Annotated in this window: 17 protein-coding genes; 9 read left to right on the forward strand and 8 right to left on the reverse strand. The window is 46.8% G+C overall.

Features of this window, described 5'->3' with window-relative positions; translation table 11 throughout:
* Together KKE17_04315 and KKE17_04320 are read left to right on the forward strand one after the other, a co-directional pair.
* Positions 1-933: cytochrome c biogenesis protein (locus KKE17_04315; GenBank protein MBU1709210.1), on the forward strand; the 933-nt coding region annotated here is incomplete at its 5' end.
* A gap of 80 nt (positions 934-1,013) precedes the next feature.
* Positions 1,014-1,652 carry a hypothetical protein gene (locus KKE17_04320; protein MBU1709211.1) on the forward strand — a complete coding sequence of 213 codons (639 nt, stop codon included), beginning with the start codon at positions 1,014-1,016 and terminating at the stop codon, positions 1,650-1,652.
* Here KKE17_04320 and KKE17_04325 read toward each other — a convergent pair.
* The 4 genes from KKE17_04325 to KKE17_04340 all read right to left on the reverse strand — a co-directional run bounded on the left by KKE17_04325 (position 1,618) and on the right by KKE17_04340 (position 4,278).
* Positions 1,618-2,121, reverse strand: a complete 504-nt coding sequence (locus tag KKE17_04325; protein MBU1709212.1) for a hypothetical protein — start codon at positions 2,119-2,121, stop codon at positions 1,618-1,620. The two genes, KKE17_04320 and KKE17_04325, sit on opposite strands and share 35 nt — an antisense overlap.
* A gap of 70 nt (positions 2,122-2,191) precedes the next feature.
* Positions 2,192-3,157: a zinc-ribbon domain-containing protein gene (locus KKE17_04330; GenBank protein ID MBU1709213.1), complete on the reverse strand. Its 966-nt coding sequence runs from the start codon at positions 3,155-3,157 to the stop codon at positions 2,192-2,194.
* 316 nt (positions 3,158-3,473) lie between these two features.
* Positions 3,474-3,890, reverse strand: a complete 417-nt coding sequence (locus tag KKE17_04335; GenBank protein ID MBU1709214.1) for a hypothetical protein — start codon at positions 3,888-3,890, stop codon at positions 3,474-3,476.
* Positions 3,891-3,927: 37 nt separating this feature from the next.
* Positions 3,928-4,278 (reverse strand): PilZ domain-containing protein, encoded by a 351-nt coding sequence (locus KKE17_04340; GenBank protein ID MBU1709215.1) that lies wholly within the window; start codon positions 4,276-4,278, stop codon positions 3,928-3,930.
* Between the two features lie 608 nt (positions 4,279-4,886).
* Between KKE17_04340 and KKE17_04345 the strand changes: the two genes are divergently transcribed.
* Together KKE17_04345 and KKE17_04350 are read left to right on the forward strand one after the other, a co-directional pair.
* Positions 4,887-5,045 (forward strand): Rdx family protein, encoded by a 159-nt coding sequence (locus KKE17_04345; GenBank protein MBU1709216.1) that lies wholly within the window; start codon positions 4,887-4,889, stop codon positions 5,043-5,045.
* Positions 5,046-5,123: 78 nt separating this feature from the next.
* Positions 5,124-6,107, forward strand: coding sequence for an adenylate/guanylate cyclase domain-containing protein (locus KKE17_04350; protein ID MBU1709217.1), 984 nt, complete (start codon positions 5,124-5,126; stop codon positions 6,105-6,107).
* 107 nt (positions 6,108-6,214) lie between these two features.
* Here KKE17_04350 and KKE17_04355 read toward each other — a convergent pair whose 3' ends face one another.
* Positions 6,215-6,910, reverse strand: a complete 696-nt coding sequence (locus KKE17_04355; GenBank protein MBU1709218.1) for a YggS family pyridoxal phosphate-dependent enzyme — start codon at positions 6,908-6,910, stop codon at positions 6,215-6,217.
* A 9-nt stretch (positions 6,911-6,919) separates the two neighbouring features.
* Positions 6,920-7,657 carry a TatD family hydrolase gene (locus KKE17_04360; GenBank protein MBU1709219.1) on the reverse strand — a complete coding sequence of 246 codons (738 nt, stop codon included), beginning with the start codon at positions 7,655-7,657 and terminating at the stop codon, positions 6,920-6,922.
* Positions 7,658-8,004: 347 nt separating this feature from the next.
* Between KKE17_04360 and KKE17_04365 the strand changes: the two genes are divergently transcribed.
* The 5 genes from KKE17_04365 to KKE17_04385 all read left to right on the forward strand — a co-directional run bounded on the left by KKE17_04365 (position 8,005) and on the right by KKE17_04385 (position 14,968).
* A complete protein-coding gene (locus tag KKE17_04365; protein ID MBU1709220.1) occupies positions 8,005-8,514 on the forward strand; it encodes a nitroreductase family protein in 510 nt (169 codons plus the stop codon).
* Between the two features lie 122 nt (positions 8,515-8,636).
* Positions 8,637-9,116, forward strand: a complete 480-nt coding sequence (locus KKE17_04370) for a hypothetical protein (protein MBU1709221.1) — start codon at positions 8,637-8,639, stop codon at positions 9,114-9,116.
* Between the two features lie 121 nt (positions 9,117-9,237).
* Positions 9,238-10,452, forward strand: a complete 1,215-nt coding sequence (gene coaBC / locus KKE17_04375; protein MBU1709222.1) for a bifunctional phosphopantothenoylcysteine decarboxylase/phosphopantothenate--cysteine ligase CoaBC — start codon at positions 9,238-9,240, stop codon at positions 10,450-10,452.
* Positions 10,453-10,503: 51 nt separating this feature from the next.
* Positions 10,504-11,637, forward strand: coding sequence for an efflux RND transporter periplasmic adaptor subunit (locus tag KKE17_04380; protein MBU1709223.1), 1,134 nt, complete (start codon positions 10,504-10,506; stop codon positions 11,635-11,637).
* A 28-nt stretch (positions 11,638-11,665) separates the two neighbouring features.
* Complete coding sequence (locus KKE17_04385) at positions 11,666-14,968, forward strand: efflux RND transporter permease subunit (GenBank protein MBU1709224.1); 3,303 nt, start codon at positions 11,666-11,668, stop codon at positions 14,966-14,968.
* Between the two features lie 70 nt (positions 14,969-15,038).
* Here KKE17_04385 and KKE17_04390 read toward each other — a convergent pair whose 3' ends face one another.
* Together KKE17_04390 and KKE17_04395 are read right to left on the reverse strand one after the other, a co-directional pair.
* Positions 15,039-15,578 carry a cyclic nucleotide-binding domain-containing protein gene (locus KKE17_04390; protein ID MBU1709225.1) on the reverse strand — a complete coding sequence of 180 codons (540 nt, stop codon included), beginning with the start codon at positions 15,576-15,578 and terminating at the stop codon, positions 15,039-15,041.
* A gap of 113 nt (positions 15,579-15,691) precedes the next feature.
* Positions 15,692-16,240, reverse strand: a 549-nt coding sequence (locus tag KKE17_04395) for a TIGR01777 family oxidoreductase (protein ID MBU1709226.1), incomplete at its 5' end; no start/stop codon positions are given.

A 16,240-nucleotide genomic window follows, 5' to 3' on the forward strand; every position in this document is an offset into this window, starting at 1 on the left:
ATAAATCTCTGTTCCCCTAAGCCGCATTTCCAGAAATCATCCGGCTGGCTTCATGGGATGACCGCTGGTTTATATGTTGCGGGATTTCTATTGATCTGCTGGTTTCATTACTGTATCAACAGACATTTACCCTTGGAACTGCCGGCCGAATTCATCCAATGGCTCAACCTGCAACTGCAGAGCATGAACGCCGGCTCGCCATACCCCCTTCCCCTTTATGACGCCCTGGCGCCGCCCCGATATACAATCCCCGTATGGATTGAAAATGAAAAATATTATTTCTGGTTTCTCTGCTATGCGCTCCTGGCATCAATCGCTTACCTGAGAATAAAAAACCACCGGCTCATGGGATTCATTCACCTGATCCTCGCCATTCAAACTGCAATCCTGTTTTTTGGTACCGATCCGTTTACTGATCCCCTGCCGCAATTTTTCAGGGAAATCAGCCCATGGTTTTCCGCCGACATCACGCCGTTCAACAGGCTGGGGCTTTTCATGCGCCTCTATCCCAAAATGATTTTTTACTATAATGCCCATTATATGTGGTTCCACCCGCCGCTTCTGTTCATCAGTTATGCCTGCATAACCTTGACATTTGCCGCATCGGTTTTCATGCTGATTAATCGCGAGCTGTCCATTGAAACACTTGGCTACGGTTATGCAAAAATGGGATATTTTGTCCTGACCCTGGGAATGCTTCTGGGCTATCCCTGGGCGCTTCAGGCATGGGGGCCAAACTGGTGGTGGGACCCGAAAATCTGCAGTTCACTGATGATGTGGGCAATTTACAGCACCTATCTTCATACCAGACTTTATGCGAATAAACCCGGCATGTGGTATTTTTCATCGGCCCTTGGAATTCTCTGTTTCCTGGCGATGATCTTTACCTTTATCAGTTCATTTTTCTTCCCGGGCGAGCATACGTTTCAATGAAAAGAAAGTGAAGAGTGAATGTAGCTTACAATTAACAATTATCAATTGATAATTACTTATTTTATCAATCAGAAACAATCATGTTAAAAAAATCTTCCTATGACTTCAACCTGATCCTGGCAACCGCGGTGGTGCTCTTCATCATTTCGGCAATAAGCATTTACGGCATGTTCTACTTCAAATTTGCCGAAATCCATCAAATGCCCCCTGCAACCAAGTCACTGTACATGCACAACATGAACAAAGCGGTGACCCCGTTTATTCTTGCCTTGATTCTTCTTCTGGGCATCTGTGTGCCCAAACGGCTTCTGCCGGTTGTCTGGGTCAATCGCTTTGCAGTCTTTCTTGTTGCCGCTGCTGTGCTTTGCGGAATCTTTTTGGACTGGAAAACAGCGATCCTGACAGTGCTTATCGCCTCGCTGATCCTCCAGACAATTGTCCTGTTCATGGCTGTAGCCGGAAGTGAAAAGCTGAATTTTATAAAAAAAGGATATTGGCTGCGGGTGGGATCGTCACTGATTCATCAGGGTCTGATCCTTTTTATTCTGGATCTGCTTCTCTACCGGTATCATACCCTGCATCTCGTCTTGTTTTGGTTCACGACGATTTCCACGGTAGTGGGCATGATTTTCTGCTTTTACTCAGAAGCGGTTGCCTGGCTTATTGCAAAGATAAGATCCGGAGTTAATCCGTCACAATCAAACGATAATCCGGTGTAGGATTAAGCGGGCAGGAAAACAGGTATTCGCCGGCTTTGAGGTGGATCGGGTAATCCTTTGTCACTCCCCGATAAAGACCGCCGCCCGAAATCTTGGGCAAGCGGAGGCGGTCAACCAGACGGGCGCTCCTGATATAAAATCCAATCTGATAGGGTACATTTACATTTTTGACCCGGAAGATATAGTCGCCGCTTTTGAGTTCCAATGGTTTGAACTGCTCTGCTCTCTCATTAAGAGTCTGCTTATTGATTGATTCACAGTCAGTTTTTCGGGTGGTGACAAAATTATAATTCTTCCCCTCAAACTCGAGGAACTGACAGACGATCTGGGTAATTTCAATTATTTGAGGTTCTTCCTGGGCGAAGGAATCAAGGGAACACAAAAAAATCAGCACGAGGGCAAAGGACAAACTCCGCAATCCTGAAACCAGGCTTTTATACAAAGAAACCAACTCGACATTTGTTTTCATAATTACCTCGTCTGCAACGAAAAACGGCATCGGGGAGCCGATGCCGTTGTCAATTATATGATTGAACTATTTACTTAAACAAATTGGGATTATTGGCAATCTTCCTGACAAGTTCACGGTAATCAAGAGCGCCGGGACTTCCAGGGGCATATTCATAGATAGTCTGCCCATAGGCCGGGGCTTCAGAAATCCGGACATTGTATCTGATCGGAGTGCAAAGTATGTTCCCGTAGAGCTGCTCAAGTCTTTCAAGGATTCCCGTGGATTTCTTGACTCTCTGGTCCCTGAAAGTCGGCAGAATATATTTCAGCGAAACCCCTTTGCGGTATTTCTGGATAGCGGACATACTTTTCAAAAATTCAACAAGACCCTGAAGGGTCATGACTTCAAGTGAAACCGGCGCGAGAATCTCCTTCACATAAAAGAGAACGTTGACCGTCAGAGGGTCCCAGCCTGGAGAAGTATCAACGATAACGTAGTCATAGGCCCCATCCAATGGTTCAAGGGTCTCTTTCAGGGTCATTTCGCCGCCGAAATCTTTTCTGTCGATGATGCGCTTGAGTCCGGCCAGGGATTTTCCACCCGCCAACAACCACAACCGCTCCCGGGCCTTGATGATGGCCTCTTCTGGTCTTACTTCCTGGGTAACCAGTTCGGTAAGTCCGGCCTTGGGGTTGACCCCCAACATAAAACTATCCTGCCCCTGAGTATCAGTATCTATTAGTAAAACTTTAAAACCGGCAAGGGCCAGACCTGCAGCAAGATTAACCGAGGTTGTTGTTTTCCCGACCCCGCCCTTACTCAAGGTGACGCCAATTCGACGGGTAGGTTGTTTCGTGGATGGATCCGAGACAGCGTGTGCAGCCGGCACAGCAGCTGCAGCACCAGGGGCAGCGGGCGCTGCTGCGGGCTTTTGTGAAACCTGTAAGGGAAATTGCTTGCCGCAACCATTACATCGTGCCACTTTTACATTGGCTGGGATTCTCTTTTCATCAATCTCATGTTTTTTTTCACAATGAGGACAAGTGACAACCATCACGAAATCTCCCGTTCAGTAATTTGAATCTCGCAAAAAAAATATTTTTTGCCGCAGCGTACTGTTTGAATCTCTAGATACTTAATACCTACGATCTCATTCTGAAACATGCGTATTTATTTAATGCTGCTGATCTTCGTAAAATAAACAGTGTCCAGCTGGTCATTATTTTCGTATTAATTCGGGAAAGAACCAGGGTGCTCCAGTGTAATTTTTTACTAGACGTCAACTTTATTCGTTAAATTTCAATATTATATATAAAAAATCCCTAGCAAATAAGCAACTGCAACTTGATCCTTGGCTGATAAATTCGCAGTTATTTACTGTTTTTCGCCAATATACGTTTCACCAGCGCACTTTTTTCACCCTTGATCTCAAAATCATTCATAATTACCTTTAAGGCCTGCTCAATAATAAGAGATTTGGTAACCCGGGTGCCGTATTCACCAGCCATCAACTTAATCAAACTCTCCTTGGTATCATCCAGTTCAGCTGCAAGTTGGGAACTGAGATAATGGGTGATTCTCTTTTTACCGATAAGTTTCTGATTCTCGTCTTTTCTGCTTTTGCCTTTCTTCTTCAGGGGAAAATCATCAAAGGTAAGTTCATCTTCCCGGGGTTGGGCACACCGCTTCACAAGATCGTTCAGCTCTTCAAGTCCGGGTATCTGATCAAAATGAGGCCCGCCCAGAAGATCGTCAAGAATATTTATTTTTTCCTTTTTAACAGCCATCTATTCGAGCCCTTCTAATAATCCAATTCAACGGCTGTTATTCATTTTGGAATATCTTGGCACGATGCTGTTGAAAATAGGTTTCAAATTTTTTCGCACTGTCCTTATCGAGATTGATTAATTCGATTCCGCACAGGAAATTATCATAGGTGTCCGGCGAGATATGCACCACAACACCCTGCAGACTGAATTTCTTTCCATCGAGAGTTAGGCTTAAGGTTAATTCTTCACCTACGGAAAACAGATTACCGTACTTGAGAGTGATACCGACGCCGTTGATTCCCAAATCAACGATCTCAAAGGTATCGTCTTTAATGTCTGCGGTGATCACTTCCGAACCGGTCAATTGCAAACGAAAGCACTGACGTATAACCCCCTCTGGACTCATAGCGTTCCTCCTGCGAGACTAAGGTAATATTCTATCATGTGAAAATGCCCGACAAACATTATTATTGGAAATTCCCTCACAGTTTTGTTACGGCTCATCCAGAACTAATTGCACTTCCGTTGAATTTATTTTATCTCCGAGATTATCTAACTCATAACACGAAACTGCGATTTGTTCATAGATTATTCAATTTATATAATTAATTATAGATAGTTATGTCAAATCTTTATACGTTTTCAGGCGAGAAAAAATACAGTTTCTCTTCCTCAAGCAAACAGATGAATAACCGGTTCACAGCAAATTATCAAAAAAAATTACTCTGGAAGCGATGCGACAACATATTAATAATACGACAATATATTCAATTTAACATTTCCATGTATCTTGTTAAATACCTTTCTTTTTTTTGCATTTAAAACAACTTTGAATAATACTGAAAGAATATTCAAAAGGATATATTATTGATTGCATTGGTTTTATAGTTGAATGTAGCTGCGGGTTTACAATATGGCTATCCAGATGAAATTTAGGTATAGTGCGAGGCGATATGTATGAAAATATCAATTACTTATTGCAAACAGTGAAACTATTTCCCCCGGGCTTCCAGTTTGGGAGCTGAAATTCAAAAAAAAATCAGCGCCGAAGTGGAATACATTGCCGGTTCCGGTGGAATTTTTGAAATTGTTGCGGATGGCAGGGAAATTTTTTCAAAACGTAAAATCGGCCGGTTTCCTGACGCTTCGGAAATAATCAAAATACTCAAATAATGAACCAGGTATTCATATTTTTAAACCACTAAATATCATCTTCTTAAATCCTTATAATAATTAAATTCCTGATAAAAAATGGCCGATTCTTCCGAACTACCCGTATCCCTTAAACAAATAGATGCCGCTGGTGCTGTTGAAAACACCTGGCCGCTGGGGGGAAAAAACACATTCAGAATAGGCCGCTCAACTGATAATTACATCGCTCTCCCCTATTCCTGGGTTTCACGAAAGCACGCGATGATCCAGGTTGAACAGAATGATGTATATTCCATCATTGATCTGGGCTCCGCCAACGGAACATCTGTCAATAATAAACGAATCCTCACCCCCACCCACCTTCAATCCGGGGATATAATCGCCATCGGCAACACGAATATCATATTTTTCCAGAAGAGTTCACCTGCATTGCAAAAAGACCAGGATGAAGAGGACCCGGAAAACCAGACAGTTGCCTTTATTCAGAAAGAAATAGTGACCATTCTTGTCTGTGATATTGCTGAATATACGCGATTGTCTGAAAAAATCGGCGACAATCTCATTTCAAAATTATTAAGGGCCTGGACCGGCAAGGTCACTGCCATTGTCCGCAAAAATAACGGCATTGTTGACAAATTCATCGGTGATGCGGTGCTTGCTATCTGGAAAAGCGGCCCGGATCTTAAACAAACCGTTAATCAGGCATTGATGACCGCCCTTGAAATAAGTGAGTACACCCGCAGTATCGGCTACAAGATCCCTGAAGTTCCATGGGAGCTTAAGATCCATGCGGCGCTTAACACCGGCGAAGCAATTATCGGCAACATGGGCGTTGACGGACAGCGGGATTTTACGGTTATCGGCAATGTAGTCAATATCGCCTTCAGGCTTGAAAGCCTCACATCAAAAGCCGGCGTGGATATCCTGATAAGCGGCGACGCCATTGATATCCTGGAGGAAGCCAAAATCCATTTCACTTCAAAAAAATATGCGGTCCGGGGTAAAGAGGGAGAAGTTCAAACCTATGGTTGCACATTCAACCAGCTCAGGGATTATCTCGTCGATAATTACCAGCCATCTTGAGGGCGTAAGACGAGGAAGGTCCCCCGGAAACAACTTGGAAGTTTACAGTTAATCGGTGATTCGAACTTTGCCAGGCAACACGAATTTGTTTTCAATTCGGAAACTAACTAACGCGCACCGAATATAGCAGTCCCGACCCGCACAAGGGTTGCACCTTCCTCAATCGCCACTTCAAAATCTCCGGACATACCCATGGAAAGCTCAACCTGCCCCTGGTCCGAAAACAATCCCCGGGCGGCGAATTGTTCGGCGAGTTGACGCATCTCCCGAAAGTAGGGCCGCAGTTTTTCAGGATCCGAAATAAAGGGCGGCATGGTCATCAACCCCCGCACCCTTACATGAGAATACTGCTGCAGTTCTTCGAGGAATTCTTCGGCATTTTCCGGCAAGACACCGCCTTTCTGTTTTTCCCGGCCGATATTAATCTGCGCCAGAACTGAGAGTTGCTGATCATTGCCGGTGAGATGTTTCTCCAGCATATTGGCAAGTTTGACTCGGTCGATGGTTTCAATCATCTGAAAAATATCAGCCGCAATTTTTGCCTTATTGGACTGGAGCTGGCCGATATAATGCCAGGAGATATCCAGATCATCCAGTGCATTGATTTTCCCCTGAGCTTCCTGAATAAAATTTTCTCCGAATACTCTCTGTCCCGCAACAACTGCTTCGCGGATGAGTTGGGTTGACTGCCTCTTGCTCACCGCAACAAGCTTGATATTTTCAGTCGATCGCCCGGCCCGATTTGCGGCACGCGCAATCCGTTCCCGCACCCTATGAAGATTTTCTTTTATGGAAGACGGCATATTCATAATTTACTTCAACCGGAAAAGATTTTCTGCATTCTGCGTGGTTCTTGTTGCAACCTCGTCAACCGAAATATTTCTTAATTGCGCGATAAATGCCGCAGTGTAGAGGACAAAAAGCGGCTCATTCCTTTTCCCTCTCTTTGGAACCGGGGAAAGATACGGGCCGTCGGTTTCGACAATAAGGTTGTCAAGGGAGACCTCACATGCCACCTGGCGGGTGATATCAGCATTATTATAGGTGACAATCCCCGGCAATGAAATCATAAAATCAAATCGCTCCATTTCCCTGGCAAGAGCAACATCCCCTGAAAAGCAGTGCATCACCCCGCGGGCCGGAAACGGCGCTTCTTCTTTCAATATTGCAAGGATGTCTTCATGGGCTTCGCGGTCGTGAATTATCAGCGGCAGATCAAGCTCCTTTGCCAGGCGCAGCTGTTTCCTGAAATGTTCTTTCTGAAGCGCAACCGGCGCATATTGTTTCACCAGATCCATACCGACCTCTCCATAGGCAACCACTTTTGGCAGGGAAGCTATTTCAAAAATCTGTTGATAGTCCTCTTCCGTCACACCGTGCACATTATGAGGATGAATGCCCACGGTTGCCCATACTGACTCATAGCGCCCGGCAATCTCAGCCGCAGCCCGTGAACTGGCGACATCAATGCCGACGGTGATAATTTTTGAAACACCAGCTGAAAACGCCCGATCCACAACCAGATCAAGATCCTCCAGGTAATCCGCCATATCCAGATGACAATGGGTATCGATCACTGAATTGCCTGCTGCAAGAATCGGCAACGGTACGTGTTTTTTCTTTTTCGCCACGATTACTCCCTAGAGAAACAGACAACGGTATGTCGATCATTCTGCGAACCCAAAGCTGGCTAAGCTTTTACGCCGCGATAAAGAGACTTTTTACAACCCCATCCGCTTGAACCTTTCGGCGACACACTAACAAATTATGTTTTCCCCTGCAATGACGCATGTTCCATGCGGTAAATGATTTGACAAACTCTCATCCGACCGACTATCTTTTGTCTCGTCATCTTAAACAGGAAAACAACTAATCATTTCATTCAGAAATAATAACCGTGAGCAAAACCGCTTTAGAAGCCATATACACTCGACGCAGCATCAGAGAATATACCGATACCGATGTCGCCCTGGATCAGCTCAGAGAAATCATCAAAGCCGGAAGCTGGGCACCCTCCGGGCTGAACAATCAGCCCTGGCGATTTGTAATTATCCGTGACCACGAAACCAGAAAACAATTAGCCGAACAGACCCATTACAGCCGGATAATTCTTGCCGCTCCGGCGCTCATTGCCGTATATCTGGACAAAGAAGCCATGTATGATGAAGTAAAGGATCATCAGGCCGCAGGTGCCTGCATTCAGAATATGCTGCTTGCGGTGGAGGCCCTTAACCTTGGTGCGGTCTGGCTCGGACAGATATTAAAAAACAAAGACCAGGTAAATAAAATTTTAGAGCTCAGTGATACCCTCGATCTGATGGCGGTTGTTGCCATAGGACATCCGGGACATCGGGACCAGAAAACAAAGAGAAAAGATCTCGACCAACTCATACTTAAAGTAATTTAGACCTTTATCCGAAACATATGCTCAAGAACAAAAATCCTGCGACTCAGGGATAAGAACCTTTGCTTGACACTGACCAATTTATGAAATACTAATTCCGGCTTCGCCGGTTCAGGAGGATGCGAATGGAATCTGCAACTATCTTCAATAAAAAAGTGGTGTTCATCTTCGTTGTTCTGTTTTTTTCACAATTTCTCATGAGTGGTTGTGCGGAATTGGATTTCAGCGGCCCCAATGAAAAATCCCAGCCGGAAAAAACCGCAGAAAAACCTGTTGCCGGAACCGAGCCGTATTATCCATCGGAGTTCAAAGATCTTTTGATTCCAGGTGAGCTTGAATGGAACCGCGAGAACAGTATCGTCATCCAGACCTCAACCTATTCAGGCGGCATCCTTAATTTCACCGGCCGCGTCGAAATCAATTCGCTTACTGATTTCTTCATCAATACCATGAAGAAAACCGGCTGGGAAATGACCGGCTCGATCAAAGCAAAGGATGTGATGCTGGCATTCATCAAACCGGACAACACCTGTATTATCAGGATAATTGACAGCGGCTACGGCAGAAAAACCAGCGTCTATGCCTATATCACCAAGGTTAAATAAAGTACTGAGTGAGGGGTGAGGGGTGAGGAGTGATTCTCCTTAATTCCAACTATTGTCTTTTTTTACTTAGCACTCAGCACTTAGAACTCAGCACTCAGCACTTAGCACTTAGAGTAAAACCATGTTATTGACCGACAAAAAAATACTCCTGGGAATAACCGGAAGCATCGCTGCCTATAAGGCCTGCGACCTGCTCAGGAACCTGCGAAGAGAAGGGGCGATTGTCACGGTGGTAATGACCGACTCAGCGACAAAATTCGTAAGCCCTCTGACCTTTGCCGCCCTTTCCGGAAACGCGGTGCACACCCGGATGTTCGATGAATCGTCTCCGGAAAAAATCCCCCATATCAACCTGGCCAGAAACAACGATCTGATTCTGGTGGCGCCCGCCACCGCTCAAACCATTGCCCGGCTTGCAAACGGTATGGCTGATGATCTTCTTTCAACCGTGATCCTTGCGGCTGACAGCAAGGTCCTTGTCTGTCCGGCAATGAATACAAAAATGTACATGCATCCGGCAACCCGAAAAAATATCAAACGACTTAAAAAATTCGGCTATCATGTCCTTGAACCTGATTCCGGATCCATGGCCTGCGGCGAAGAAGGTCCGGGACGAATGCCAGAATGGCCGATGATTCGACACGCCGTCTTTTCAGCGCTCATACCACAGGACCTTCACAGCCAAAAGGTGCTGGTTACTGCGGGTCCGACCCAGGAAGCATTTGATCCCGCACGATTTATCAGCAACCGATCTTCCGGGAAAATGGGCTACGCCATGGCACAGTCCGCGGCAATGCGCGGCGCTGAAGTAACTCTTATCAGCGGCCCCTCTTCTCTGCCCCATCCTCCGGGTGTGACTGTGGTTTCCGTGACAACTGCCTATGAAATGTATACCGCGGTGATGGAGAGGGTAGAAAAGGCAACGGTGATCGTCAAAGCAGCGGCAGTCTCCGACTTCAGTCCCAAGGAATTATCACCAACAAAAATTAAAAAAACCAAGCATACCCTGAGCATTGAACTCAATGAGAATAAAGACATCTTATTTGAGTTGGGCAAATTAAAAGAAAAGAAAAAAACATTTCCGCTGCTTATCGGCTTTGCCGCTGAAAGCAACAATCACCTGACCCACGGCAAAATGAAACTTGACAGGAAAAACCTCGATTATATCGTAATTAATGACATTACGGCAAAAGACAGCGGTTTTGCTGTGGACACCAACAAGGTGACTCTCATGGATGCCCATGGCACAAAAGAAAATTATCCTCTTCTTTCCAAGGAAGAAACGGCGCACAGAATCTGGGACAGGATAGCTGCGGATTGCTTTACCGATTCATAACCTGCTTGCGCTGCCCTTTAAATCAATCATCTCTAATTACAAATTACTTCAATGAACACCTATCCAATAAATCATCTTTCAAAAAAAATATGGTCGCTCCTTCCCTGGCTCACCCTTCTTGTCCTCATCCTCTTGATCCTGATTTTCATGGCAAGCATCGGCAAGAAAAAACAGGCCATCGAGGACGAGCAGAAGAAATCCATGGCAGCGGTTATAATCCCTGTCAACATAGTTGCGCAACGTCTTACGCAATCAGTTATGTCAGACAGTCTTGATCTGCCGGCGATTACCAAACCATGGGAAGACCTTACGGTGATTGCCGAGGTCGGCGGCACAATTATCTCCATGGAAGTTGTCGAAGGTGATACTGTTGTAAAAGGACAATTGCTTGCAAGTATTGATAATCGTGACTATGAAAATAGCCTGAAATCTCTTGAGGCCCGGCAAAAACTTGCCGCCACCACCTATTCCCGTCTTGAGAAACTTTCCGGCAAATCTGCAGTTTCTCAGTCACAGTTCGATGAAGCGCAGGCGACATTAGCAGAACTCAATGCTGCAGTTGCAACAGCAAAACTGAATCTCGAGCGATGCTTTATTCGCGCCCCCATTGCCGGAGTTGTTAACGCTTTACCCGCCAAAACCGGCATGTTCCTTTCGCAGAATGACCCTGTGGCGCAAATTCTCGACATAAATCGCCTCAAGGTTGATGTAGCTATTCCTGAATCAGCAGTTTCTTCAGTCAGACAAATAAAGGAAAGCATCATCCGGTTTGCAGCCCTTGATGGTCTTGAAGTTACCGGAACAAATATCTTCCTGTCCAGCCAGCCGGACTCTTATGCAATGGTTTATACCTTCCGCCTTGCCATTGATAATTATGATCATACAATTTTACCGGGGATGTTTGCCCGGGTGCGTATTGATAAATCAGTAGTAAATGACGCCCTTGGCATACCCCTTTACGCGGTTATCTCCAAAGAAGGCGAACAATTTATCTATGTGATCGAAGATGGTGTGGCCCGCAAACGACCAATAACCACTGGTTTTCTCGAGGGCTGGAAGGTGCAGATTGTCAAAGGCCTCAAATCCGGTGAGCTGGTGGCCATTGTCGGACACCGAAGCCTTGAAGACGGCCAAGCCGTCAATATAGTTAAAACCGTAGACAACCCGGATCCGGGTACAATCTGAGATAAGCTCTACCCCTGGAGAACATGCAGTGATCGTCAGTGATACCTCCATACGAAAACGCGTCGGCGTTGTTGTACTTGCCATTCTCATTGTGGCTATCGGTCTTTATTGCTACCGCGTCCTGCCAAGGGAAAACGAACCCGATATCACCATTCCCTATGTCTTTATTAACACCACCTATCGTGGTGTTTCCCCGCCAGACATGGAGACCTCGGTCACCATTCCCATTGAAAAAAAACTCACCGGCCTCGAAAACGTCAAAAAGATCCAATCGATATCCTCTGAAGGGGTCAGTTCAATCATTATCGAATTCACCACCGGCACCGACATTGACGATGTACTGCAAAAGGTCAAAGATAAAGTCGACGAGGCCAATCCCGACCTGCCAACCGACCTTGAAGAAGACCCAAGCGTCTTTGAAGTGAATATCTCGGAGATGCCCATCGCGGTCTACTCTCTTACCGGTTCCATTGAATCAAGCAGACTCAAGGAAATTGCCGATGACCTGTCTGATGAGATAGAGACCATTCCCGGAGTATTGGGTGTCGATGTAACAGGCGGCCTGGAACGTGAGATCCGTGTGGAATTCCTGCCGGAAAAACTCACCTACTTCAGTCTCTCCCCTCAACAACTGGAAAACACCCTGCGCCAGGAAAACCAGAATGTCTCCGGCGGTTTCATGCGCATGGCTGACGGCCGCTTCATGCTGCAGACCCCCGGCGAGCTCAAGACCCCGCAGGATTTCCTGCAGCTCGTGGTGGGCAATCATAACGGCCAGCCGATTTATTTAACTGATGTCGCCCTGGTCTATGACGGCTTTAAGGAAGAATCAAGCCGCTCACGCTTAAACGGCCAGCCTGCGGTGAACATCATGGTCAAAAAGCGGGCCGGTGAAAACATCATTGCCATCGCTGATCAAGTGGAAGCGCTGCTGGAAGAAATTGCGCCCACATGGCCGGTGGGCACCCGTGTGACCAAACTCATGGACAAGGCCAAGGATATCCGCAATATGAACGCCGACCTTGAGAACAATCTTATCTCAGGGCTGATCCTGGTCATTCTTGTACTGCCGTTTGCCCTGGGTTTCCGCAATGCAATTCTGGTGGGTCTGGCCATTCCATTTTCCATGTTCCTGAGCTTCATTGTTCTCTATGCCCTTGGTATCACCCTGAACCTCGTAGTTCTCTTCAGTCTCACCCTGGCACTGGGAATGCTGGTGGATAATGCCATTGTGATTATCGAAAACATCTACCGCTTCACTTCTCAGGGTGTGCCACGGGTTCAGGCCGCCATGCGGGCAACCAGCGAAGTTGCCTACCCGGTGATCGGCTCAACCCTCACCACCATCGCCGCCTTTTTCCCAATGCTCTTCTGGCCAGGAATCATGGGTGAATTCATGAGCTACCTGCCGCTGACCCTGATCATCACCCTCTCTTCCAGCCTCTTTGTGGCCCTGGTGATCAATCCGGCCCTGGCGTCCATGCTTCTTAAGGTGGACAAGAGCCGCTTCGTTGATCCTGAAAACGGCCACCAAACCATGGAACAACTCATGGAAAAACCTGTGGTTACCTCAGGTTTTATCCTTTCCCGGTACAAAAAGTTCCTGGAGGGGGTTCTTAACAATCGAATCGCCGTACTGCTCATATCTTTCGCCTTGCTTATCATCATTTTCCAGGTCTGGCTTCTGCGAGTGGGCCTTGAAAAACCGGTGGAATTTTTTCCTGATATAGATCCGGCATCCATGTATGTCAACATTGATATGCCGGAAGGAGCTGATCTGGAACTTGCCGACCGCATAAGCAAACAGATCGAAATGGCGATTGCCGGAGTCAAGACAGGCAATAATGAATATATAAATACCGACCAATACGATGAGACCCTCAGTCCCAAGGAGCATCAGACAGCCAGCGGCAAAAAATACAGCTCCTTGAGCGATCTGCCTAATGTGGAACACCTCTATTCCAAGGCCGTATCCGTCAGCGGTGGTGCCGATATGTTTTCCGTTAATACCCCCACCCATATCGGAGTACAGTTTCTTGATTTTAAGAATCGGTCAACCCCCTCAAGAGAAACCCTTGCAGAGATTCGTCAACGGGTCAAATACATTCCCGGCGGCAAGATCACGGTGACCAAGGCTGATGAGGGTCCACCCACAGGCCCACCCATCAATATCGAAATAACCGGCGATGATTTTACTGTACTGGGCCGTATAGCCCGTGAGATCAGGAATATCGCAGCCAAGAATCCCTTTGTTGAAGATATCCGTGATGATTATCAGTCCGGCACACCTACCATCCGGTTGCGCATTGACCGCCAGAAGGCCGCTTTGCTGGGGCTTTCATCTTCAGCCATTGGTCAGGCCCTTAAAAACGCCTATAATGGCCTTGAAGTTTCCACCTACCGGGAAAAGGATAAAGAATACGATATCACTATCCAGATACCGGAAAGCTATCGGCGCAATACCGAGATGCTGGAAAACCTGATCATCGCCTCGCCCACAGGTGCACTGATTCCCCTTTCCACCCTGGCCAAATTTGAATATACCGGCAGCCTGGGCCGGATCGTACGCATCAATAACGAACGGGTGGTTACCGTCACAGCCAATGTGGATGAGATGAAGATCCCGGGTCCTGTGGCACGTGCCCAGGTCGAGAAATATATAAATGAACTCGAACTGCCCCCCGGCTATCGGGTGACCTTTACCGGAGAACAGGAAGCCCAGCAGGAATCAGAGGATTTTCTCAAAAAGGCTTTTCTCGTCGCCATCTTCCTGGTCTCTCTGGTCTTGATCACCCAATTCAATTCCATCGGTCTACCGATGATTATCGTATCATCAGTGATTCTTTCTCTAGGCGGCGCTTTTCTGGGACTGACAATCCATAAAGCCAGCTTCGGGATCATCATGACCGGCGTCGGGGTTATCTCGCTTGCCGGGGTTGTGGTCAATAACGGCATAGTACTTATCGATTATATCAACCAGCTCAGAAGCCGTGGATATGACTGTCGCCAGTCGATCATCAACGGTGCCTGCACCCGTCTGCGGCCGGTGCTGCTCACAGCGATAACCACCATCCTCGGACTCATCCCCATGGTCACCGGTGTATCCTATGATTTTCACACCATGGAGATTGCCTGGGCAAGTGAATCCAGCCAGTGGTGGAAATCCATGGCAATTGCCGTTATCTACGGCCTGATGATGGCTACCCTGCTGACCCTGGTTATCGTACCTATTCTTTATTCAATGCTTGATTCCCTGCAAAGAGGTACTGCACTATTCCGCCAGGGTGCCCATACTGCTTACTGGAAAGTCTATGAAAGATTATTCAACTGAGCACATCAGAAGAACTGCTCTGCCGGCATAATCGGCTCCGGATGAGTTTCAACGGGAGCCAGGGAAAATATCAGTCAGGGTTCTCAGCGGCCGGATTTACTTCCGCAACCTGATATTTTTCCTTCAGCGCCCGCAATTCCTGGCGAAGGACAGTGTTTTCTTCTGTGGTGTTTCTGAGCCGGGCGGCCAGGACTTCCGAAAACAGCCGGTAGATGGTATAGCAGAAAAATATTTCGTTGGTTTTGAACTTCCGGTCAATGACCGAGGCATCAACCCCCAAAACAACGGACTCAGCATTGGCGCGAATAGATGCAGAGCGGGGAGATCCTTCAATCACCCCCATCTCGCCGAACAGATCACCGTTGCGCTGCAATTTACCGATGACTTTGCCGTCCTTGATGATATCAAGGGATCCCTTGATAAGAAAATACACCCAGCAGTCATACTCACCCTCCTTAATAATGACCTCATTGGGCTTGTAGGTAAGGAGGTTGCTGAGCTTGAGAAAAGAATTGAGATCATTGTCCGAAAAAATATCAAAACGCTTGATCTGTCGGAGCAGTTCAAGGATTTTGATATTATCGCCATGGTTATTATTATATGTTCGCATAATTGGTGTGATGAGTGATGAGTGATGAGTGATGAAAGCTCTTTCCTTCCCCTGCAGCAATCAATTAATTATTTAAAAATAGTCTTTTGTCAAACAGTTAATCATTGCCAGGATCAACCGACAAGATCAGTCAAAGCGGATTCCAAACCATCAAACTGAAAGGCAAATCCATGCCTGGTGAGGACATCAGGACGGACTTTACATCCTTCAAGAAAAACCGAACTCAATTCTCCGAGTACAAGTTTGATCAGAAAGGCCGGAACCGGGAGAATAGCAGGCCGATGAAGGGTTTTGGCGAGTATCTTTGTAAATTCCCGGTTGCGAACAGTTTGCGGCGCGCTGAAATTCATCGGCCCGGAAATTTCATTGTGCTCAATAAGAAAGAGTATGGCCCTTGAAAGATCATGAATATGGATCCAGGGGAACCATTGCCTGCCATGCCCCAAGGGTCCGCCAAGTCCCAAGCGGAAAACCGGCAACATTTTGGCAAGCGCCCCTCCTCCCTTGCCGAGAACCGTTGCAAAACGAGGCGTTACAACCCGCACGCCTGCTTCGGATGCCCTGCCCGCTTCTTTTTCCCAATCAACACAGATGGAAGCAAGGAAATCACTGCCCGGAGGAGCATCCTTGAACATAGTTTCATCCCCGCAGAAACCATAGTA

The sequence above is a fragment of the Pseudomonadota bacterium genome (genome assembly GCA_018823135.1).
Classification (GTDB): Bacteria; Desulfobacterota; Desulfobulbia; order Desulfobulbales; family CALZHT01; genus JAHJJF01.